Consider the following 19487-nt stretch of genomic DNA (forward strand, 5'->3'; position numbering starts at 1 on the left):
CGTATAGATGATAAAAGCACAATTCATCACCTCAAGTTTATAATTATGTTAGTTGAAAGCACAGCCCAAGTAAAAGGATCACCTGTAAAAGGGATAGACCAAGTTTTGACACCTGAAGCCGTGGACTTTCTGGTCATGTTGCACGAGCGCTTTGACAGCCGAAGAGAGGAGCTCTTGAAAGCAAGAGTGGAGCGGCAACAGCGTATTGATGCGGGAGAGCGCCCCGATTTCCTACCGGAAACAAAAGAGGTTCGGGAAGGGGACTGGAAAGTGGGTGCTATACCTGCTGACCTGCAGCTGCGTCGGGTAGAGATCACAGGACCGGTAGACCGTAAAATGGTGATCAATGCACTCAACTCAGGGGCCGATGTGTTCATGGCTGACTTTGAGGATGCGAACTCGCCAACTTGGGAAAACGTGGTGCAGGGGCAGCTTAATCTTTACGATGCCGTGCGCCGCACCATCACTTACCAGAATGGCAAGGTATACGAGTTGAAAGACGAGGTAGCCTTGCTAAAGGTGCGCCCAAGAGGCTGGCACCTGACTGAGAAACACCTGGTAGTCGGTGATAAGGCTATCTCAGCCGCCTTGTTTGACTTTGGGCTTTTCTTCTTCCATAATGCCAAAGAGCTGATCGCCCGCGGCACAGGACCTTACTTTTACCTGCCCAAACTGGAGAGCCATTTAGAGGCCCGCTTATGGAACGATGTGTTCGTAGCGGCGCAGGAGGCCTTGGCTATACCTGTTGGCACTATCAAAACAACCGTGCTGATTGAGACCATACTGGCCGCTTTCGAGATGGACGAGATCCTGTACGAACTGCGCGAGCACATCGTCGGTCTGAACGCCGGTCGTTGGGACTACATTTTCAGCGCCATCAAGAAATTCCGCAACCAGCCGGATGTGATCTTTCCGGACCGCACGGCCATCACCATGCAGGTGGCTTTCATGAAAGCCTATACGGATTTGCTCGTGCAGACCTGCCACAAGCGCGACGCACATGCCATGGGTGGTATGGCGGCTTTCATACCGAATCGCCACGATCCAGCCGTGAACAAAACAGCTTTCGAGAAGGTGAAAGCCGACAAGGACTTCGAAGCCAGAAACGGATTTGACGGTACGTGGGTGGCCCATCCGGATTTGATTCCGGTGGCACGGGAGGCATTCGACAAGGTGATCGGAGAGAAACCGCACCAGAAAGAAGTGATGCGCGCAGACGTGAGGGTAATAGCTGATGACCTGCTCAACTTCACCATAGAAGGAGGCAAGATCACAGAGGCCGGCCTGCGACTCAACATCAACGTGGGCATCCTTTACATCGGCAACTGGCTTTGTGGAACCGGTGCAGCGGCAATTCATAACCTGATGGAAGACGCCGCCACAGCTGAAATATCCCGGGCACAGGTATGGCAGTGGCTACACCACGATGGCACCTATACCGCAGAAGGCGAGCCCATCACAGAAAAGCGCGTGCTGCAACTGATCAAAGAAGAAACCGAGCACATCAAAGAAGAGGTAGGCTTGGCCATGTTCAAAAATTGCCATTTCGAACGTGCCTCCCAGCTTTTCTCTGAGCTCGTACTCTCCACCTGCTTCGTCGACTTCCTGACACTCCCGGCTTATAAATACATTGATTAAACTCCAAAATCCCAAACTCCCATGAACAAGACAGAAAGAATTCAGGCTATCCAGCAAGACTGGTTGGTGAACCCACGTTGGGCAGGTATAAAAAGACCATACACTGCCGATGAAGTTGTCAAACTGCAGGGCTCCGTAAAGATCGAGTATACCCTGGCTCGCAACGGGGCTGAGAAACTGTGGCACAAGCTGCACACCGAAGACTATGTGGCTGGTCTGGGCGCCATGACAGGCAACCAAGCTGTGCAGGAGGTGCAGGCTGGTCTCAACGCCATTTACCTGAGCGGCTGGCAAGTTGCTGCTGATGCCAACCTGGCCGGGCACATGTACCCCGACCAAAGCCTATACCCGGCGGACAGTGTGCCGAACGTGATCAAGAAAATCAATAACGCCCTGCTGCGCGCCGACCAGATCCAGAGTGTGACCGGGGAGGGGGAGATTGACTGGCTGGTACCGATCGTAGCCGATGCGGAGGCTGGTTTCGGGGGTAACCTGAATGCCTTTGAACTGATGAAGATGATGATCGAGGCCGGTGCTGCCGGCGTGCATTTTGAGGACCAGCTGTCCAGCGCCAAGAAGTGCGGCCACTTGGGCGGAAAGGTACTGGTACCGACACAAGAGGCGATCAACAAACTGGTGGCAGCGCGGCTGGCCGCCGATGTGATGGGTGTGTCGACGCTATTGGTAGCCCGTACCGATGCCGATGCCGCAAACCTGATCACGAGCGATATAGATCCACGCGACCATGAATTTATCATACCCGGTGAGCGCACCAGTGAGGGCTTTTACCGCGTGAATTGCGGTTTGGAACAAGGTATAAACCGTGGTCTGGCTTACGCACCTTATGCCGACCTGATCTGGATGGAAACATCCACGCCAGACTTAGGGCAGGCACGTAAATTTGCTGAGGCTATCCATGCCGAATATCCGGGCAAGCTACTGGCCTATAACTGCTCTCCGTCCTTTAACTGGGCTGCCAAACTGAGCGTAGAGGAAATGGAAACGTTCCGGGAGGAATTGGCGAAGATGGGTTATAAATTCCAGTTCATCACGCTCGCCGGTTTCCATGCGCTCAACACCAGCATGTTCGAACTGGCCAAAGCCTACAAAGCACGCGGTATGGCGGGCTACTCTGAGTTGCAGGAGCGTGAGTTCGGTCTGGTAAAAGAGGGCTTCAAAGCGGTGAAGCACCAGTCTTTTGTGGGCACTGCCTACTTCGATGCTATCCAAAATACCGTGACCTCAGGAACCGCCTCCACAGCGGCCTTAGTAGGCTCGACAGAAGAAGAACAATTTCATTAAGCAATAGCAGGTGATTCTAAACAGCAAACCCCACCCTTGAATAGAGAGTGGGGTTTGCTGTCTGTATCGTATGGCAGGTATAGGAGAGCAGCGACTTACTCTGTTTTAAACCCGATGCCCTTGGCTCGTTTCTCCCAGTTTTCACGTGCCCATTTCTGCATGTCTTCCACGTTGTCCATCTCGTCCATGATCTCCATACCTAGCAGTGTTTCAATAATGTCCTCCATCGTCACGATACCAGCTGTGCCACCATACTCGTCTACTACCAGCGCAATGTGGTTTTGCTCTTTGAGCAGTCGACTGAAGAGCTCAGGTATAGGCATGTACTCGGTCACCACTTCTATATCCCGGCGAATGGTTTTCAATGGTAAGTGCCCCTGGTCGTCAATTAGTTTGGAGAGCACCTCGTCTTTCAGGACATACCCGTTGATGTCGTCCAGACTATTCTGATACACTGGGATGCGGGAGAAGCGCAACGTCTTGGCCTGCTTAAAAAAGTCTACTATCTGCATTTCTTCCTGCGCGCCATAAATCACGGTTCTCGGAGTCATCACATGGCGCACTAAAACCTGGTTAAAGCGCAGAATGTTACGCAATATCTGCGACTCTCCTCTTTTAAAAATACCTTCCTTGATACCAATTTCGGCCATAGCCGTAAAGTCGGCGCGGCTAAGTACGCTTTTATCTTTGTCACGCTTCAAACGCTTGGTAATGAACTGCGAGAGGATAATGAGCGGGTAGAGCGGCGAGTAGATCATGATGCGCAGCGTAGTCACTGTAAACGGTGTTAGCTGCCTCCAGTAGTTAGCGCCCAGTGTTTTAGGTATGATCTCGGATAGGATGAGGATGATGATGGTTAGAATAGCTGAGATAAGCGAAAGGTATTCCTCTCCCCAGATCAGCTGGGCTTGTGCACCTACACCTGCTGCGCCAATAGTGTGTGCAAACGTGTTGACAGTGAGTATGGCGGCCAGGGGCCGGTCAATATTTTCTTTGAATTCCTTTAAGTATTTACCTATCGTTGGATTTTCCTGTGCTGTTATGCTCACATGTGAAGGGGTAATGCTGAGCAAAGCCGCTTCGAGCAAAGAGCATAGGAAAGAAAAAATAAGCGCAATCGAAAGGTATATAATGAGTAATCCCATGTAAGTTGAATGAGGTATAGATTAACCCTTGAATGACTATCAAAGGTAGTGAATTAGTGCACTACTCGCAGTACTGGTTCATCCAGCGGGGTGCGGGTTTCCGGATCCACTGTAAAATAGCCCACCATGCTAGGCCCATAGCCCAGATTCAACTCAATAAACTTATTCTGCTCTGGCAGCATCGAAATTACCTCTTGCTGCAGGTCCTTATACCTTTCGAGCAAATCTTTTAACTTCTGCTCTTTGTCGTTTAGCGAATTCTGTGGTTGCTCATCGGTCAGCTGTTGCTCTAAATTGTGCTCCGGATCAAAGTCAGGCTTCATGCTTTGTAGTGACAGTACTTCCACTTCCAGCAGTCGGATGTCGCGCTCCACATGCAGGTAATCTTTCACTTTCTCCTCCAGCGGAACAAGTGATTCGTCCAGGTATTCAATCAGGTTTTCCATAGTCTTATCAGGTATATGAGGGTGTACAACACCTATACGGCAATGCCCCTATTTATTTTCATACGTGAAGTGCTATGGCGTGGCTACATGATAGTGCAAGCTAACAAGCGAGCTCGGTTTACAACCATTTGAACAGCTTTCTGATGTAAGACAGCCGGTTGCCATAGGGCGGATAGCGAAGCGGGAGGTCGATCCAGGTTCCGCGGTGCACGACACTTTTCTGGTTAGAGAATAGCTCAAAGCTGGCTTTTCCATGGTAACTCCCCACACCACTTTCACCTACGCCACCAAATGGCAGTTTCGGGTTGATCAGATGTGAGATGGTATCGTTGATGCAGCCGCCTCCAAAATGCGCTTCTTCCAGCACACGCTGCTGCTGTATTTTATCAGACGAAAAGAAGTATAGTGCAAGGGGTTTTTCTTTGCTGTTTACCAGCCGGATAGCTTCGTTCAAGTGTGTATAAGTAAGTACAGGTAGTATGGGGCCAAAGATCTCATCTTGCATAATGGGGTGCTGCCAGTTCACCTGGTCCAGCAATGTTGGAGCAATGTACCGGCTCTCAGCATCATGCTGACCGCCTATGCGTATAACACCGTCCTGCAGGTAGCTGCTCAGACGCTGGTAGTGTCGATCGTTGACAATGCGGGCGAAATCGGGACTGTGGCGGGGAGAATCACCATAAAATTCGTGTATGGCAATGCGCATCTGCTCAATCAGCTCGTCTTTCACCTGTTCCTGCACCAGCAGGTAGTCAGGGGCCACACAAGTCTGGCCGGCATTCATAAACTTACCCCAGGCGATACGGCGTGCCGCCAGCCCCAGGTCAGCGTCTTCGGTCACGATCACAGGACTTTTGCCACCCAACTCGAGCGTGACTGGAGTCAGATGCTCAGCCGCAGCTTTCATCACAATGCGGCCTACCTGGGTGCTGCCCGTGAAGAAAATATAATCGAAGCGCTGTGCCAGCAGGTGTTGTGTAGTGGATACGCCCCCTTCAATCACGGCGACCAGCCGTGGGTCAAACGTATCGGAAATCAGTCGTGAGATAACGGCGGAAGTAGCTGGGGTAAGCTCCGATGGCTTGATAATGGCGCAATTGCCAGCCGCCAAGGCACCGATCAGGGGATTGAGCACCAGCTGTAGCGGATAGTTCCAGGGGCCTATGATCAGAGTAACACCGTAAGGCTGTGCGTAAATGTAGCTGCGGGCCGGAAAGTTGAGCAGCGTTTCCCCGACAGCCTGTGGCTTTGCCCAGCGTACAATATTTTTGAGCATAAGTTGCAGTTCTTTTTCGACGAAACCGATCTCGGTAGTATAGGTTTCAAAAGCTGGCTTACGGAAGTCGGCATACATGGCATCAATGAGCTCCTGTTCGTGACTGCGCACAGCCTCCAGCAGTCGTCGGAGTTGTTCTTTCCGGAAGCTGATGTCCAGGGTGTGCCCTCCGGCAAAGTAGGCGTGTTGCTCTTGCAGCAGCGCCTGCACAGCCTGCGGGTCTGTTTCCGGGATGGTGCTGACCTTGTTTACAAATGTGTTTGTTGCGTTCATAGCGGGTGAATGTTAGGGTTTGGATGCATAAGCCAGCTTTTGGTCGGAAGCTGGTCGGCCGGTAAAGTTATTATTTGGAGATAGAGCCTAAACAAGTAGTTTGTCCTGAAAGAGCAAAGTGTTAAGCAATTGTCGTAGCGACTCATGCAAGTGCCAGACTCTTTTTCCCATCAAAATATAGGATAATACAAGCAGATATAAAAGTTTATTGAGAATGAATGCAATAATTTGAGTTGAATCTAATTTGTATCTTTGACAAAACGATCAGACTCGCTCCCATGACAGACGATACTATCAAAATAATCGAGTGCCCCCGCGATGCCATGCAGGGGTTGCAGGATTTTATACCTACACAGACTAAAATAGATTACATCAACCAACTGCTCCAGGTTGGATTCGACACCATAGACTTCGGTAGTTTTGTATCACCTAAAGCTATTCCGCAGATGGCTGACACGGCAGAAGTATTAGCCGGACTGGACCTGCAGAAGACCCGTTCCAAATTGCTGGCCATCATCGCCAATGTGCGGGGTGCCGAGGAGGCAGCTTCATATACAGTAATCGATTACCTGGGCTTTCCGCTCTCCGTGTCCGAAACTTTTCAGCAGCGCAATACCAACAAGAGTATCGCTGAAGCCATGACGCAACTTGCTCAGATTCAGGATATCTGCCAGCACCAGAACAAAACGCTTGTTACTTATATTTCTATGGGCTTTGGTAATCCTTACAATGACCCCTGGGATGCTGCCACAGTTATTCGCTTTGTGAAAGAGCTCGATAAGCTCGGTGTGAAGATCATTTCTCTTTCTGATACCATCGGTGTTTCTGATCCGGAAAATATTACCTACCTGTTCAGCGAACTGGTGCCCGCTTTTCCGCACATTGAATTCGGGGCGCACCTGCACACCACACCGACTACCTGGCACGAGAAGGTGGAAGCTGCCTACCAGGCGGGCTGTCGCCGGTTCGACGGGGCCATGCGCGGGTATGGTGGTTGTCCGATGGCCAAGGATGAGCTCGTGGGGAACATGGCGACTGAAAATTTGGTCAGCTACTTCGAAAATAATGCCTTAAATTTGAAACTCGACAAAGAGGCTTTCGCTGCTGCACTGGCAGCTTCAGGCTCTGTTTTCTCCTGATTATGGCAAGAAGAACAATTGTAGATATTTTCATTCCCTGCTTCGTAGATCAGCTACATCCTGAGACAGGCCTGAGTATGGTCAAGGTGCTCGAGGGGCTGGGCTGCGAAGTGAACTATAACCCAAACCAGACCTGCTGTGGTCAACCTGCTTTCAATGCCGGCTTTTTTGACGAAGCCCGTGAGGTAGCCAATAAGTTTCTCGACGATTTTTCAAATGAAACGTCGCATTACATCGTGGCACCTTCTGCTAGTTGCGTCGGTATGGTGCGCAACGCTTACCAGGATATCTTCGTGAAATCATCGAAGCTGGTGAAGTACCGTGCTATGCAGAAAAAGGTGTTTGAGTTGACGGAGTTTTTGACGGATGTACTGAAGGTATCTCAGGTGCCGGGCGCCCGTCTGGATGGCAAGGCCACTTACCACGATTCCTGCAGTGGTCTGCGCGAGTGCCACATCAAGGAAGGGCCACGTGCACTCCTGCAAGGGGTACACGGCTTAAAAATGATTGAGATGGAAGATACTGAAACCTGCTGTGGCTTCGGTGGTACTTTTGCCGTAAAGTTCGAGTCCATATCAGTGGCCATGGCCGAGCAGAAAGTAGAAAACGCCCTGGCCACCGGTGCCGATTATATCATCTCAACTGATAGCAGCTGCCTAATGCATTTGAACGGCTATATCCAGAAAAACAAAAAGCCTATTAAGACCATGCACATTGCTGATGTGCTGGCCAGTGGCTGGTAAGGTATAAACCACCGATATAGGCATTAAGCGACGGCCTCACTCTGAAGAAGGGTGAGGCCGTCGCTTAATGCAGGTATAAGACGTTTATTTTCCGAGGAAATACGCTATTCCAAAATTCAGGTGCAGACTTGATAAATCGAATTGTAGGACATTCTTTTTTATAGTTGATTCCTTTCTTTCCAGGAAATCAGGCGAGATAAAATAATCTCTGCGTTCATTTACAGCATTGGTCGTTACGTGTTGAAATGTGAGCGCGCCCAAACTCGCTGTAAGTCCTAGCTTTCTGGAAGCAAAAAATGTGAGACCAGGAGAAAAGGATCCCATCAGTGAGGTATTATCATACGCATGTGTACTACTATGTTTGTAAATTTCATGCGAGCTACTGCTATTGTCGCTGTTCTCCAGCTTGCTAACTCCGACTGAAAGTGTGGCGTGCAAAGCCACCTTCTCTGTTAGGTACTTGTATTGTCGGGCATATATGCTCACCCCTTTGTCTTTTTGGCTCCCCTTCCAGCTATTTGAGCCATTTTCGTTATACCTTATGTCTTTGGAAACATACGTATACCTGTGTGCAGTCACACCGATTTCCAGGTTATCTTTGATCAAGAAGCCAATAGAAGGGGATACCGCATAGTTATAATTTTCAAACTCAGAGAATGGAATGTCTTTAGCTCTGTCGATTTTAGATTTAGATTGGGTATAACCCGCTTTTCCGGTTAATACAATCGTTCCTTTCGTAGTTTGCGCCTGCACGCCGGATATTAGCAGCATGGTAAAAGCTAATAAAGTCAGTTTTTTCATCATGATCAGCTTAGCGTGAAAGGAAATAACTGAAACCTATTCCTATGCTGCTAGGAGAAAAATTAGCATTGAAAGAGCTGCTGTTTCTGCTCAAACCGGGAAAATGTTCTTGTTTCGCTTTGCTTCTGCTGCGATCATAAGAGATGTTGCCAAAAACAGCTGTGAATCCAAGCTTTGGTGTGGCAAAATAAGTCAAGCCTGGATAGACACCTATACCTAAACTGTTGTGTGTACTTACAACCTTCGATGATGAGCTATGATTATTTTTAGCAGTCTGGTTACCAATTCCAAAAGAGGCATAAGCGGTACCGTGTAACTGAAGCTGCTCAAAAAGTGGAATGTATTTCCGGACGTAGGGCTGGAGACTTATCGTTTTAGTCGTGTTTGTAGATTTAACTTCTTCCATTTCATTTATACTTGTCTGATGCCTTAAACCCAAACCTGTGCCTATTTCAAGGCCATCTTTTACAAAGTAACCTACCGAGGGATACAAATTAATGGAACGGAAAATGTCCTTTCTGTTAGAATGATTGCTTGTATTTTCAGATGCACTGTTATCTAAACTCACTGAACCTGATAAAACGATAGAGCCCTGTGCTGTTTGGGGTGCGGTCTGGGCATAGACTCCGGCACTTAGCAACGCCAGCATTGCTGTTGTAAAAATTTTCTTCATGTTTGTTTTTTTAAGGTTTAGGACCGAAAAAGGCAATAAATATGCCAGTATATAGATAATAGTATATTTTAATGAAGAATTTGACGGCTTATTAGTTTCTCCTCTGCTTATAATGACTGCGTAAAAACACGTAGCAACAAGGTTGGTAATACTGAAAATCACTCAATTACAGTCAATTAGTGCATTTTAGGTTCACTTCCCCAAAATTGTTATCGTATAAGAAAACAAAACGCGCATAAGGCAGTTCAGAGCTTTGGTTTTAGGTTGGTTGAACCACTTGCTCGCACTCTTCATGAGAAAGCTGCTGAAACAAACGTTGTTTTTAAAATGATCATGGGCTTACCGCTATCTGGGGTGCGTTTAGCGGTTTGTGCATGTTTATAGGGGGAGTCGGTATCTGTTATTCTAAATTGCAGGCGGTTGGAACCGACTCCCTTTTTTTCTCCTTTCTTGCCAATCCCTCTCTTTTCCCAAACTATTTGCTGCTGAGAATTTTTAGCTCTCTTTGGGGCTTTCTATGAGTTTTTACAACACTTACCATTAATGAGCTGAGTTGCGTTAAATATGCGTCCCCAGTCCGTGAAAATCGGTATTTGTAATGGCTATACCTTACTTATGCGTTGCTTCAGCGTATACAGCGCAACAAATGCACCGACAGGTTCATGGCTATGAAATTAAATAAATCACTTGTACTGGGGCTGCTCAGTTTGCTGCTCTTCGTTCTCGTGCCACCCGCGTTGGCGCAGAGCGAACAGGAGGAGCTGGATGCTGACAGGCCAGACAAGTCACAGGGACCTGGCATCGTGCCCCGGGGGTATCTGCAACTGGAGGCGGGCTATCATTATCAAAAGCTAAACGCAAGCATCAGAACGCATGCTTATCCAACGGCGCTCATACGCTTTGGCTTGCTGGACGGTATTGAGTTGCGCTTGCATGGGGCTGCCAAGGATTCTGTAATTGAGAATGGATCGGAGCGGCATATCAAAGGCTGGGGGCCATTGAGTGTAGACACGAAAATACGACTCTGGGAAGAAAGCGGCTGGCGCCCGGAGGCTGCCGTCATGGCTATGCTGACGCTGCCCGTTGCCAGCGAGGTGTTCAAGCCGGATAATCCGGAACCTCAGTTCGGGTTGGCCTTTAGTCACGAAATATCAGAGAAAACGGACCTCACTTATAACCTGGGTTATGGCTGGACCGAAGGAGACCCGGTGCGATCGTACGGGGCCAACATCACCCGCGAGCTCACAGAGAAGCTCACGCTATACCTGGAGGCTTTCGGAAGTAAAGGCAAAGGCGAGACCGCAGAACATCAGGCTGATGTGGGCATACTATACCTACTGCTACCCAATCTGCAGTTTGATGTAGCAGCAGGACGGCGGCTAAACAAAGCAGCACCGCACAGTTTCATCACCTCGGGCCTGGTATTTCGGTTACCTCGTTGAGAGAGCATATGGGAGAAAACAAAAAAATAAGACCTGTCCGGAAATCGCTCCAAGAGTACGCTCGCGGTATAGCGGGAGGACTCCTGTTCAGTTTTCCTTTGCTCTATACTATGGAGGTATGGTGGGCTGGTTTCATAGCCAAACCCTTCGAGTTGCTGATCATGGTCATCGTCACTTACCTGCTGCTGCTCGGGTACAACCGCTATGCGGGCATGCGCAAAGGGGCTTCCTGGCGCAGCGTCTTCATCGACTCAGTGGAGGAGATGGGGCTAGGCATCGTGCTGGCGTTTGGGGTTCTTTATGTGCTCAATATCATTCGGTTTGGAGAGATGTCCATGGACGAGATCATGGGGAAGGTCATTATCGAAGCCATGGCCGTTTCCATTGGGGTATCGATCGGGACAGCCCAGTTGGGTAGTCCGGAAGATGAACCGGAAGAGGAGGATGAAGTACAGGCAGAAGCAAAGGAAGCCGGGTGGCGTACCGGGCTACGGAGCAAGGTGAGCCTGGTGGTGCTGGCGCTTTGTGGCAGTGTGATCGTGGGTGGTAACGTGGCTCCTACCGAAGAAGTCGTTGTGCTGGCAGGCGGGGCTGAGCCCGTGCATATTTTGCTCATGGCCCTGCTCTCGCTCTTCATCAGTGTGGTGGTAGTTTATTTCAGCGATTTTAAAGGAACAGGGCATCACAAGCAGGGTAATCTGGCTTTCGCCATCACGCTTGATACCTGTCTGAGCTACCTTACTGCGTTGGCGGCCTCGGCTTTCCTGCTTTGGTTTTTTGGACGCTTCGAAGGCGTAAGTTTTGAAATAGCTTTTGCACAGTGCATCGTGCTGGGCGTGTTAGCCAGCCTGGGCGCATCGGCAGGACGCCTGCTGATAAAGTAACCTGACAAATGACAGAAAAAGAAGATAACGATAGAAAAAGACAGTCGAATGGGGCGGGAGAGGACGATGATAAAAATGCTTTGGAATGGACGGTATTTAGCGTCAGCTTTTTGCTCGTGCTGGCCATCCTGGTATACCTGGGTTACCAGGCTTATACCGACAAGCCATCTTCCCCTGACCTGGCAGTCGCGTATTTCCATGACCCATCGCCGCATGCGCCACAGCGCTACCGGGTAGTGGTGCACAACAGGGGAGGCGAAACGGCAGAGGAAGTGCAAGTGGAGCTTACCATTGAAAGCGGAGGAAAGGAAGTAGAGAGTGCGCAGCTTCATATTGCCTTTGCCCCAAAGGAATCAAAACGGGAAGGCTGGGTAAATTTCAAGGAAGATCCAGCCAGTGCAGATACCCTGGTAGCCCGTGTAATGAGTTATAAACGACCCTAATTTACAGTAGAGATAACTGGTAGCTATGACTAAGAAAAAAGTATCAGATCGCCATAAGCACAGACAAGAGTCCCCGGTGCCCAAAGGTTGCCTGCTCGCCATTGGCGGAAGCGAGGACAAAGGAAAGAAAGAACTGTCTGAGGAGCAGAGCAAAAACAGTGATTTTGAGAGTGAAGAAATACTTAGGTTCTTCGTGAAATCGCTTAAAGGAAAAGACCCGATGGTTGCGGTAGTGCCCACTGCCTCTACTGAACCAGAGGAGTTAGCAAAAGATTATATAGAAGCGTTTACTAAGTTGGGTGTAAAGAATGTCGAAGTAATTGACATTCGCAACCGGCTCGATGCGAGAAAACCGGAATTTTGTGATATCGTGGAGCGTGCGGCGGGGATCATGTTCACGGGCGGTGACCAACTGCGTCTGACCGCTATACTGGGCGGCTCTCCGGTGCTACAGCTCATGAAAGAGCGTTATACCTATGACGATGGCTTTATCATTGCCGGCACCAGCGCCGGGGCTGCGGCCATGTCCACCCCCATGATCTATGAAGGTGAAACGCAGGGAGGCTACATCAAAGGAGACGTACGCATTACAACCGGTCTCGAATTTCTGAAGAATGTAGCCATCGACACGCATTTCATACAGCGGGGGCGCATCATTCGCGTTTCGCAGTGCATCGTCACGAATCCGGGCTGCATCGGCATCGGGCTGGAGGAGGACACCGCCATCTGCGTCACCAAAGGAACCGAGATAACCGTACTCGGCACCGGTCTGGTCACCGTGGTGGATGGCATGGGCATCACAGATACCAATATCTATGAGATCAGCACAGGAGAGCCCTTCTCAGTGCGTAACCTCCGTGTACACCTTTTGTCTAATGGCGATGCCTATGCCTTGCCAACCTACGACCAGTTACATATCTAAGCAGTGAACCGGCTGGCACGCATAGCTAAGATACAGGGTGTCTACTGGGCAGTCACAGGCCTGTGGCCATTGCTGCACATGCCAAGCTTCCTGTGGGTGACAGGTCCTAAAACGGATCTTTGGTTAGTGCGTACCGTCGGTATTCTGATTGCAGTGGTAGGACTGGTGTTGCTTTTGGCTGGTTTTCGTAAAACCGTCACAGCCGAAATAAAATGGCTGGGCATGGCTGGAGCGGCAGGTTTAGGGTTTGTTAGCGCCTATTACCCCCTCCGTGACGTAATCTGGGACATATACCTGCTCGACGCCCTGGCAGAACTCATTTTGATTATCCTTTGGATCTGGGCAGGTAAGCAGGGGATGGCACAGGTATACGAACGTGATGCTACTGTAGAAAAAAATAAGAGTGGCTAATCACACCGGTTTATGCTAAACAATACATGGTTTACGTATGCTACACATTCTATAAAATTATACTTCCCCTATACCTATGAGCAACGATGCAGCACGGCCAATCAGGCGTAGACACTACAGACTGATAGAAGAACTCTCGAGCGAATCGCGACAGGATTTGCCGAAAGAGGGAATGCAGCGCCGGGCCATCGCCATGACTATACTCCAACAATATGGTCAGATGCCTCAGCAACCCAGCCTGGTACCCAGCGCCGATGGCAGCCTGGAGGCAATGGTTTTCACGGTGCCCTCCTATGTCATGAAGTATGACGACAATCCGCTTTGGCAGGTATACCGGGACCTGTTCGGGAAACTACCTGACTATACCGTATTTCACCTGTTGGTACCGTCCGGGGGCGATACCAGAAAACAACTGAAAGAATGGTTTTCGGAGCAGGGTATGCTCAAACGGGTCCGGTTCCATGAAGTGCCCGATGATATCAAAATTCTGGTATGGGCCGAGGACGATTATGAGGTGGTGGAGGACAAACAGGATGGCAGTTTGTACATTGTGCAACCCCACTCTCATCGCCGCGCCGCAGACGATTATACCGGCTATTTCCTCAGCAAGTCTTTGGGGCTGAACCGCGTGAAAGCACCGCTCTATTTTGAGGGCGGCAACTTACTCATAGGTGACGATTTTTTCCTGATGGGGGCAGACTACATCGTAGACACGATGCTCGACCTGAGAGGGGTGCTGTTACCCGACGAGAGCAACCTGGCAACTGAAAAGCTGGAGCAGTTGTTTAGTGATTACCTTGATCATAAGCGCCGCTTTATTACGGTTGGGAGTCTGCTCTATGTGCCGCACGAGGCCGAAAAGGAGTTTAAACTCAACGGGGAGAAGTGGACAGAGACCATGCACACGCAGAACGTGGAAGGTACGGTACAACCCGTTTTTCACATCGACATGTTCATCACGCTGGCTGGTCGTAATGAAGCAGGCAGGTATCAGGTGCTGGTTGGCGATACCCGCATGGCGGCAACAGTGCTCGGTGAAGAATTGACAACCTATGCTATACCTGATGTATTTGACGACGTAGCGGCACAGCTCGAGCGTCTCGATTTTGAGGTGATCCGCAACCCACTTCCCCTGACCTACGTGGACAATCCCGAAGAAAAGAGAAGAAGTTGGTACTACGCTACCTCCAACAATGCCATCGTAGAGATCAAAAGCGAATCTGAAAAAACAGTTTGGCTACCCACCTACGGCCACGGTAACTGGGAGTACTTACGCAAGACAGATGAAGCGAACAAAAAGGTATGGGAAGAGCTCGGGTTTAAAGTTATCCAGCTGGAAGATTTCAACCCCTTCGCAGAAAAGTCAGGAGCACTGCACTGTATCAAGAAGTATCTTAAGAGGGGGTAATAAGGTCTGGATTAGATTTTTAAGAAAGAGGATTCCTATGTCTACTGCAGCTTTATAAGGATTATATATCTTTAAATGGAAGCATCAGATGTAATTGATAGGTATAGTAGCTTCATTTAGTGTGCACGATTAACCCACCCCTGCTCCCTTCTTTGTCGAGGGCCCCTACCCCCAGGAGGAGAGCTTCTGCTACTGCTAATCCTCAGGTATAAGCGCTGTAGTACATACCACTGGCAGGTATAGCAAGACTAACTTGCCCCTTTAGCTATGAAACAAATCACACTTGCCAGGTGCACATTACGGCGCTCCACTGTTGGGGGTGAAGGGGTCCCCCTGTCGAGAGCGTTCAGCGAGTGGGGGTAGGGGCCCTCGATTTGGAGCGTCTTGATTTTTTTGCTTACTGGGGGTAGGGGCCCTCGATTTTTTCATCAAGGAAAAAAGTGAGGGCCCGCCGCACAGGCGAAGCTATAGAACAAGTCGGTTTATTATACCTAAAGCATAGCTTAAGCCAGTCACAAACTAGCAGGCTATACCTTATTCCTTAAAATACACGCTATACACCTGCAAAGTATCCCGGGTAAGAGACTGCGCTTTCAAGCGATCTGCTTCCGCTTCCTTTTCCTGCCCAAGCTTATACCTGGCAGCGCCACGGCTATACAAGGCGTCCTGCAAGAAAGCCTCCTGACCAGCACGGTCGATCACTGTGTTGTAATCTTCCAGCGCCTGCTCATACTTGCCCAGTTCCAATCGCATCTCAGCGCGGTGGTATAGAAAGCCGAGATCTTCCGGGTACTCATCCAAAGCATCATTTAAAGCTATTTCAGCCTGAGCGAAGTTCTTGTCATAGCGGTAACTCCAGTAGAGCAGGTCGTAGGTTTTGCGGTCGCCGTCACCCTGCTCAATTAACGAATTCAGGTAGTAACTAGCTTCTTTAAAGGCATTTTTGTTGCCCAAAATACCTTCCTCAAGTTTGGCTTCAGCAGTTTTCTGTATCTTTTTAGTGTCAGTAAAGAAATAAGGGTCGGACAGAATGATGACCAGAAAAATGATAGCGCCTAGCGTTAAAACAATTGTGACGATGCGGGAGATGTTCATACCTCGGATTTTGGTCTATGCGAATATAACAAATTGCGGGATAGTTTGCGTTGCAAAATAGCAGGCTACAAAACCAGATCCTGGTGTAGTTTCTCCAATGTCTCCAGTGGGTTAAGGCATCTTCCCGGATGCACGGCCGAAGTCTGTACGATGGTACTGCGGTTGGCCGTGAGCCAGCGGAAACGGGAGGCTGTGCCTAACTGACCGATCGGTCCGCCTTCGCGACGACCGGCGCATACCTTCTCAAAGGCCTGCAGACGGGCCCGCAACTCCTCCATGTCCAGCTCACCGAACACGGCTTTCAATCGCGCTTCGTCCAAGGTATAGCGGATTTGCAGAAAGCCTTGCGAACTGCAAAGCAGGATAACACCGACATTCAGAAACTCCTCACGCTCCACCCGTGGCACCACCCGTATGACGGCGTACTCAAATAAGTGTCTCTCTTGCATGCTGGGCGGCTTTCACAAAAATGTCAGAATGGGCTAATCGTATTTCAAAGAAGCGGGCATAAGCCTGGCGGTGCTCTTCGGCTGTGGCAAAAGGCGACTCCACACCAGTCAGCCATTCATCCGGTATCAGTGCCAGAATTTCGTTGATGCGGGCTGTCGTCATGATCTCTTTACCAGCTTTATCAACGGCTTCCAATGCAGTGGCTTGTGGCAGGAGCACATGGTCTTTGATCATGGCAAAAGGACGCTTGACCTGCTCTTCCCAGTTGTCCCAGGAGTGGTGGAAAAAGAGGGAGGCGCCGTGGTCGATCAGCCAGAGTTCTTTCTTCCACATGAGCATGTTGGTGTTGCGGGCCGTGCGGTCCACGTTGGTCACCAGTGCGTCGAGCCAGACGATGCGAGAGGCCAGTTCCGTGTCGATGGTTGTCACTACCGGGTCGAAGGTGATGGCGCCTTGCAGGTAGTGGGAGCCCAGGTTGAGGCCTTCGCTTGCACGCAGCAGGTCCTGTATCTCTTCGTCGGGTTCGGTGCGGCCAAAGGCTTCGTCGAGGTGCATGAAGACAATCTCGGGTATCTGAAAGCCGAGCGCACGGGCAATCTCGCCCACAATCAGTTCGGCAATAAGCACTTTTATACCTTGTCCGGCACCCCGGAACTTGAGCACGTACAGGAACTCGTCATCGGCCTCCACAATGGCAGGCAGCGAGCCGCCCTCCCGCAAAGGCGTGACGTAGCGGACAACGTTGACGGTCCGGATCTCTGGTGATCTGTGATTCATAGCTGCAACATACGAAAAATGTATCGGGCATGCTTTGCGTGTCCTGTAAAATCTGCCTGATTGCTTCCTTATTCAGTCTATTCAGCCAGGGGTATACCTTGTAGCATGTGTACCAGAATAGGTTCGCATTTCTCGCGGCAAGCCGGGTAGAAGTGACCGTGTTTCCAGTGGGCCGATTTAGGCGACAAGCCCCACCAGAACTCTGCCAGCGCCAGTGGCTGCATGTTGTGCTGAAAGGCATACTGTAACAGTTTGGGAGCAGCGCACTCACCGGCTCCGGCAGGTGGGTTGCTGTTGGCTGTTTGCAGGAAGATGTCACGCAGACTTTTCGCTTCGCCAGCCTGGTTCAGAAAATGGTACTGATCAAAAAGCTTCGCCTGTAGGGCAATCGAGTTGCTTTTGCGTAGCTTTTGCAACTCGTCAATACGGGTACTGTTTGCGGTAGAGCCTTGCTCCTGCAGGGCGCATATCTCCTGATTGATGCGAGTGAGTTCACGCATGCCAGTATTCAGAAAACTACCTTCCGTGAGCGAATCGAATATGGGAGGCACGAAGGCAGGATGGTGAAAACTACCAGCCAGCTTTCCCGAAAAGGCAGCCAGAAAGCCCAGTTCCTCCTGTGTCGTTTTCACGACCAGCACGCCAAACATCTTCCCGATGATCGCACCACCCTGTCCGGGTTGCAGGCCGAAATTGTGATCCCAGTCTGCCTGCTGCATGAGGTGCTGCTGCAGCTTTTCGGAAGCCAGCAAAGCAAGCGCATGTGGTGTGTAGCGGAAGGGATTGCTAAACTTCCCGGGCAGGGCATAGGCCGCTGCAGCTTCGCCAAAAGGTATAAGCAGGGACTCGGTAAGGAATGTTGACAAAAGAACTGTAATAATATGACAGTGACAAAGGTAAGCATATCCCAGGTATCAGCAAGACAGCTTCCCCAATCCGAAACATATACGGGTGCAGCGCGTTTTTTTAGTATTCTCCAAATACCATGCGCATGAAAACAAACCATTACAACTTACAAACCGATCGACGCAAATTTCTCAAAGGCTTTACATTCACCCTGGGTGGCACGCTGCTGGGTATGCCGCTTCTATCACAAAGTATGGACCAGTACAGTGGCGGTCTGGCCCATGAAGAGGGTGCTGCGCAAACGGGCGCACAACAGCAAAAGAAAATGGGGATTGCCCTCGTCGGACTCGGACAGTATAGCACCAACCAACTGGCGCCGGCCCTGCAGGAAACGCAGCATTGCTACCTGGCAGGTATCGTAACTGGCACACCCTCCAAGGCTGAGGCCTGGAAAAAGAAATACAACATACCTGATAAAAACATCTACTCCTACGACAACTTCGACCAGATAGCCAACAACAAGGACATCGACATTGTGTATGTGGTGCTACCAAAGGCTATGCATGCGGAGTATACTATCCGGGCAGCAAAAGCCAAAAAACATGTGATCTGTGAGAAACCCATGGCCACTACTGTGGAGGATGCGCAGCGCATGCTCGATGCCTGCCGTGAGAATAAAGTGCAACTGGCCATTGGCTACCGTCTGCATTTCGAGCCTTTCCACCAACGGGTAATGGAACTGGGGCAGAAACAGGTATACGGTAAGGTAAAGCAGATCGAAGCCCGCAACAGTTCTGATATGACCAACGGCAGTCTGGATGTCTGGCGACTGAACAAAGAGCTTGCTGGCGGTGGATCGCTTATGGACCTGGGTATCTACTGTGTGCAAGGGGCGATCTATACCATGGGCAAGCCGCCGGTAGCAGTTACCGCCAGGTATGGGAAGGTGACAAAACCCAATTACTTTCACAGTGTGGAGCAGTCCATCAATTGGCAGATGGAATTTGAAGACGGTGTAAAAGCGGAATGTAACACCAGTTATGCTGATGATGAAAATGTACTCAGCGCAAAAGCCGAGAAAGGATGGTGGAAACTAAGCCCGGCCTATGCTTACGAAGGAAAGAAAGGGGAGACCCATGAAGGCAGGATGGACCTGCCAAATATCTTTGAGCAGGTACGGCAGATGGACGGGCAGGCACAGAGCTTTATGAAAAACCAGCCATCGATCGTGCCCGGCGAAATGGGTCTGCGCGATATGCGTGTGCTCATGGCGATCTATGAATCTGCCAATGTAGGAGGGAAGCGGGTAGAAATCAGGTATGGCGGGTAAGGGTGTGTAATCTCTATTCAGGTTTGTCAGAGACATTACAACA

The 19487-nt window shown here is 50.0% G+C and carries 20 protein-coding genes; 11 read left to right on the plus strand and 9 right to left on the minus strand.

Features of this window, described 5'->3' with window-relative positions:
* Positions 1 to 45: 45 nt before the first annotated feature.
* The gene (gene aceB / locus AC5FX6_RS00350; RefSeq protein WP_493595038.1) at positions 46 to 1638 is read left to right on the plus strand and encodes a malate synthase A; all 1593 of its coding nucleotides are present in this window, start codon (positions 46 to 48) and stop codon (positions 1636 to 1638) included.
* Positions 1639 to 1659: 21 nt separating this feature from the next.
* Positions 1660 to 2940 (plus strand): isocitrate lyase, encoded by a 1281-nt coding sequence (gene aceA, locus AC5FX6_RS00355; protein WP_493595039.1) that lies wholly within the window; start codon positions 1660 to 1662, stop codon positions 2938 to 2940.
* A 95-nt stretch (positions 2941 to 3035) separates the two neighbouring features.
* Here the strand turns inward: aceA and AC5FX6_RS00360 are convergent, their stop codons facing one another.
* From AC5FX6_RS00360 to AC5FX6_RS00370, 3 genes are all read right to left on the minus strand, one after another.
* Complete coding sequence (locus AC5FX6_RS00360; protein WP_493595040.1) at positions 3036 to 4085, minus strand: CNNM domain-containing protein; 1050 nt, start codon at positions 4083 to 4085, stop codon at positions 3036 to 3038.
* Between the two features lie 53 nt (positions 4086 to 4138).
* The gene (locus AC5FX6_RS00365) at positions 4139 to 4531 is read right to left on the minus strand and encodes a hypothetical protein (protein WP_493595041.1); all 393 of its coding nucleotides are present in this window, start codon (positions 4529 to 4531) and stop codon (positions 4139 to 4141) included.
* A 118-nt stretch (positions 4532 to 4649) separates the two neighbouring features.
* The gene (locus tag AC5FX6_RS00370) at positions 4650 to 6080 is read right to left on the minus strand and encodes an aldehyde dehydrogenase (protein WP_493595042.1); all 1431 of its coding nucleotides are present in this window, start codon (positions 6078 to 6080) and stop codon (positions 4650 to 4652) included.
* A gap of 278 nt (positions 6081 to 6358) precedes the next feature.
* Between AC5FX6_RS00370 and AC5FX6_RS00375 the strand changes: the two genes are divergently transcribed.
* Entirely contained in the window at positions 6359 to 7219 is an 861-nt protein-coding gene (locus AC5FX6_RS00375; protein ID WP_493595043.1) for a hydroxymethylglutaryl-CoA lyase, read from the plus strand.
* A 2-nt stretch (positions 7220 to 7221) separates the two neighbouring features.
* Entirely contained in the window at positions 7222 to 7962 is a 741-nt protein-coding gene (locus tag AC5FX6_RS00380) for a (Fe-S)-binding protein (protein WP_493595044.1), read from the plus strand.
* Between the two features lie 84 nt (positions 7963 to 8046).
* Here the strand turns inward: AC5FX6_RS00380 and AC5FX6_RS00385 are convergent, their stop codons facing one another.
* The gene (locus AC5FX6_RS00385; RefSeq protein ID WP_493595045.1) at positions 8047 to 8766 is read right to left on the minus strand and encodes a hypothetical protein; all 720 of its coding nucleotides are present in this window, start codon (positions 8764 to 8766) and stop codon (positions 8047 to 8049) included.
* Positions 8767 to 8773: 7 nt separating this feature from the next.
* Positions 8774 to 9436, minus strand: a complete 663-nt coding sequence (locus AC5FX6_RS00390) for an outer membrane beta-barrel protein (RefSeq protein ID WP_493595046.1) — start codon at positions 9434 to 9436, stop codon at positions 8774 to 8776.
* A 668-nt stretch (positions 9437 to 10104) separates the two neighbouring features.
* On the opposite strand from AC5FX6_RS00390, the gene AC5FX6_RS00395 reads away from it, so the two are divergent.
* From AC5FX6_RS00395 to AC5FX6_RS00420, 6 genes are all read left to right on the plus strand, one after another.
* Positions 10105 to 10878 carry a transporter gene (locus tag AC5FX6_RS00395; RefSeq protein ID WP_493595047.1) on the plus strand — a complete coding sequence of 258 codons (774 nt, stop codon included), beginning with the start codon at positions 10105 to 10107 and terminating at the stop codon, positions 10876 to 10878.
* Between the two features lie 8 nt (positions 10879 to 10886).
* Positions 10887 to 11762 (plus strand): TIGR02587 family membrane protein, encoded by an 876-nt coding sequence (locus AC5FX6_RS00400; RefSeq protein WP_493595048.1) that lies wholly within the window; start codon positions 10887 to 10889, stop codon positions 11760 to 11762.
* An 8-nt stretch (positions 11763 to 11770) separates the two neighbouring features.
* The gene (locus AC5FX6_RS00405; protein WP_493595049.1) at positions 11771 to 12205 is read left to right on the plus strand and encodes a hypothetical protein; all 435 of its coding nucleotides are present in this window, start codon (positions 11771 to 11773) and stop codon (positions 12203 to 12205) included.
* A gap of 25 nt (positions 12206 to 12230) precedes the next feature.
* Positions 12231 to 13127, plus strand: coding sequence for a cyanophycinase (locus AC5FX6_RS00410; RefSeq protein WP_493595050.1), 897 nt, complete (start codon positions 12231 to 12233; stop codon positions 13125 to 13127).
* Between the two features lie 3 nt (positions 13128 to 13130).
* Positions 13131 to 13538, plus strand: a complete 408-nt coding sequence (locus tag AC5FX6_RS00415; RefSeq protein WP_493595051.1) for a hypothetical protein — start codon at positions 13131 to 13133, stop codon at positions 13536 to 13538.
* 76 nt (positions 13539 to 13614) lie between these two features.
* On the plus strand, positions 13615 to 14946 hold the full coding sequence (locus tag AC5FX6_RS00420; protein ID WP_493595052.1) for a hypothetical protein: 1332 nt from the start codon (positions 13615 to 13617) through the stop codon (positions 14944 to 14946).
* A 534-nt stretch (positions 14947 to 15480) separates the two neighbouring features.
* On the opposite strand, the gene AC5FX6_RS00425 is transcribed toward AC5FX6_RS00420, so the two are convergent.
* From AC5FX6_RS00425 to AC5FX6_RS00440, 4 genes are all read right to left on the minus strand, one after another.
* Positions 15481 to 16041: a tetratricopeptide repeat protein gene (locus AC5FX6_RS00425; RefSeq protein ID WP_493595053.1), complete on the minus strand. Its 561-nt coding sequence runs from the start codon at positions 16039 to 16041 to the stop codon at positions 15481 to 15483.
* A 65-nt stretch (positions 16042 to 16106) separates the two neighbouring features.
* On the minus strand, positions 16107 to 16490 hold the full coding sequence (locus AC5FX6_RS00430) for a DUF3037 domain-containing protein (RefSeq protein WP_493595054.1): 384 nt from the start codon (positions 16488 to 16490) through the stop codon (positions 16107 to 16109).
* On the minus strand, positions 16468 to 17268 hold the full coding sequence (locus tag AC5FX6_RS00435; protein ID WP_493595055.1) for a HipA family kinase: 801 nt from the start codon (positions 17266 to 17268) through the stop codon (positions 16468 to 16470). The genes AC5FX6_RS00430 and AC5FX6_RS00435 overlap by 23 nt, the downstream gene beginning before the upstream one ends.
* Before the next feature lie 77 nt (positions 17269 to 17345).
* Positions 17346 to 18134, minus strand: coding sequence for a pseudouridylate synthase (locus AC5FX6_RS00440; protein WP_493595056.1), 789 nt, complete (start codon positions 18132 to 18134; stop codon positions 17346 to 17348).
* 125 nt (positions 18135 to 18259) lie between these two features.
* Between AC5FX6_RS00440 and AC5FX6_RS00445 the strand changes: the two genes are divergently transcribed.
* The gene (locus AC5FX6_RS00445; RefSeq protein ID WP_493595057.1) at positions 18260 to 19444 is read left to right on the plus strand and encodes a Gfo/Idh/MocA family protein; all 1185 of its coding nucleotides are present in this window, start codon (positions 18260 to 18262) and stop codon (positions 19442 to 19444) included.
* Positions 19445 to 19487: the final 43 nt, after the last annotated feature.

The organism is Pontibacter sp. LHS2 (assembly GCF_058932845.1).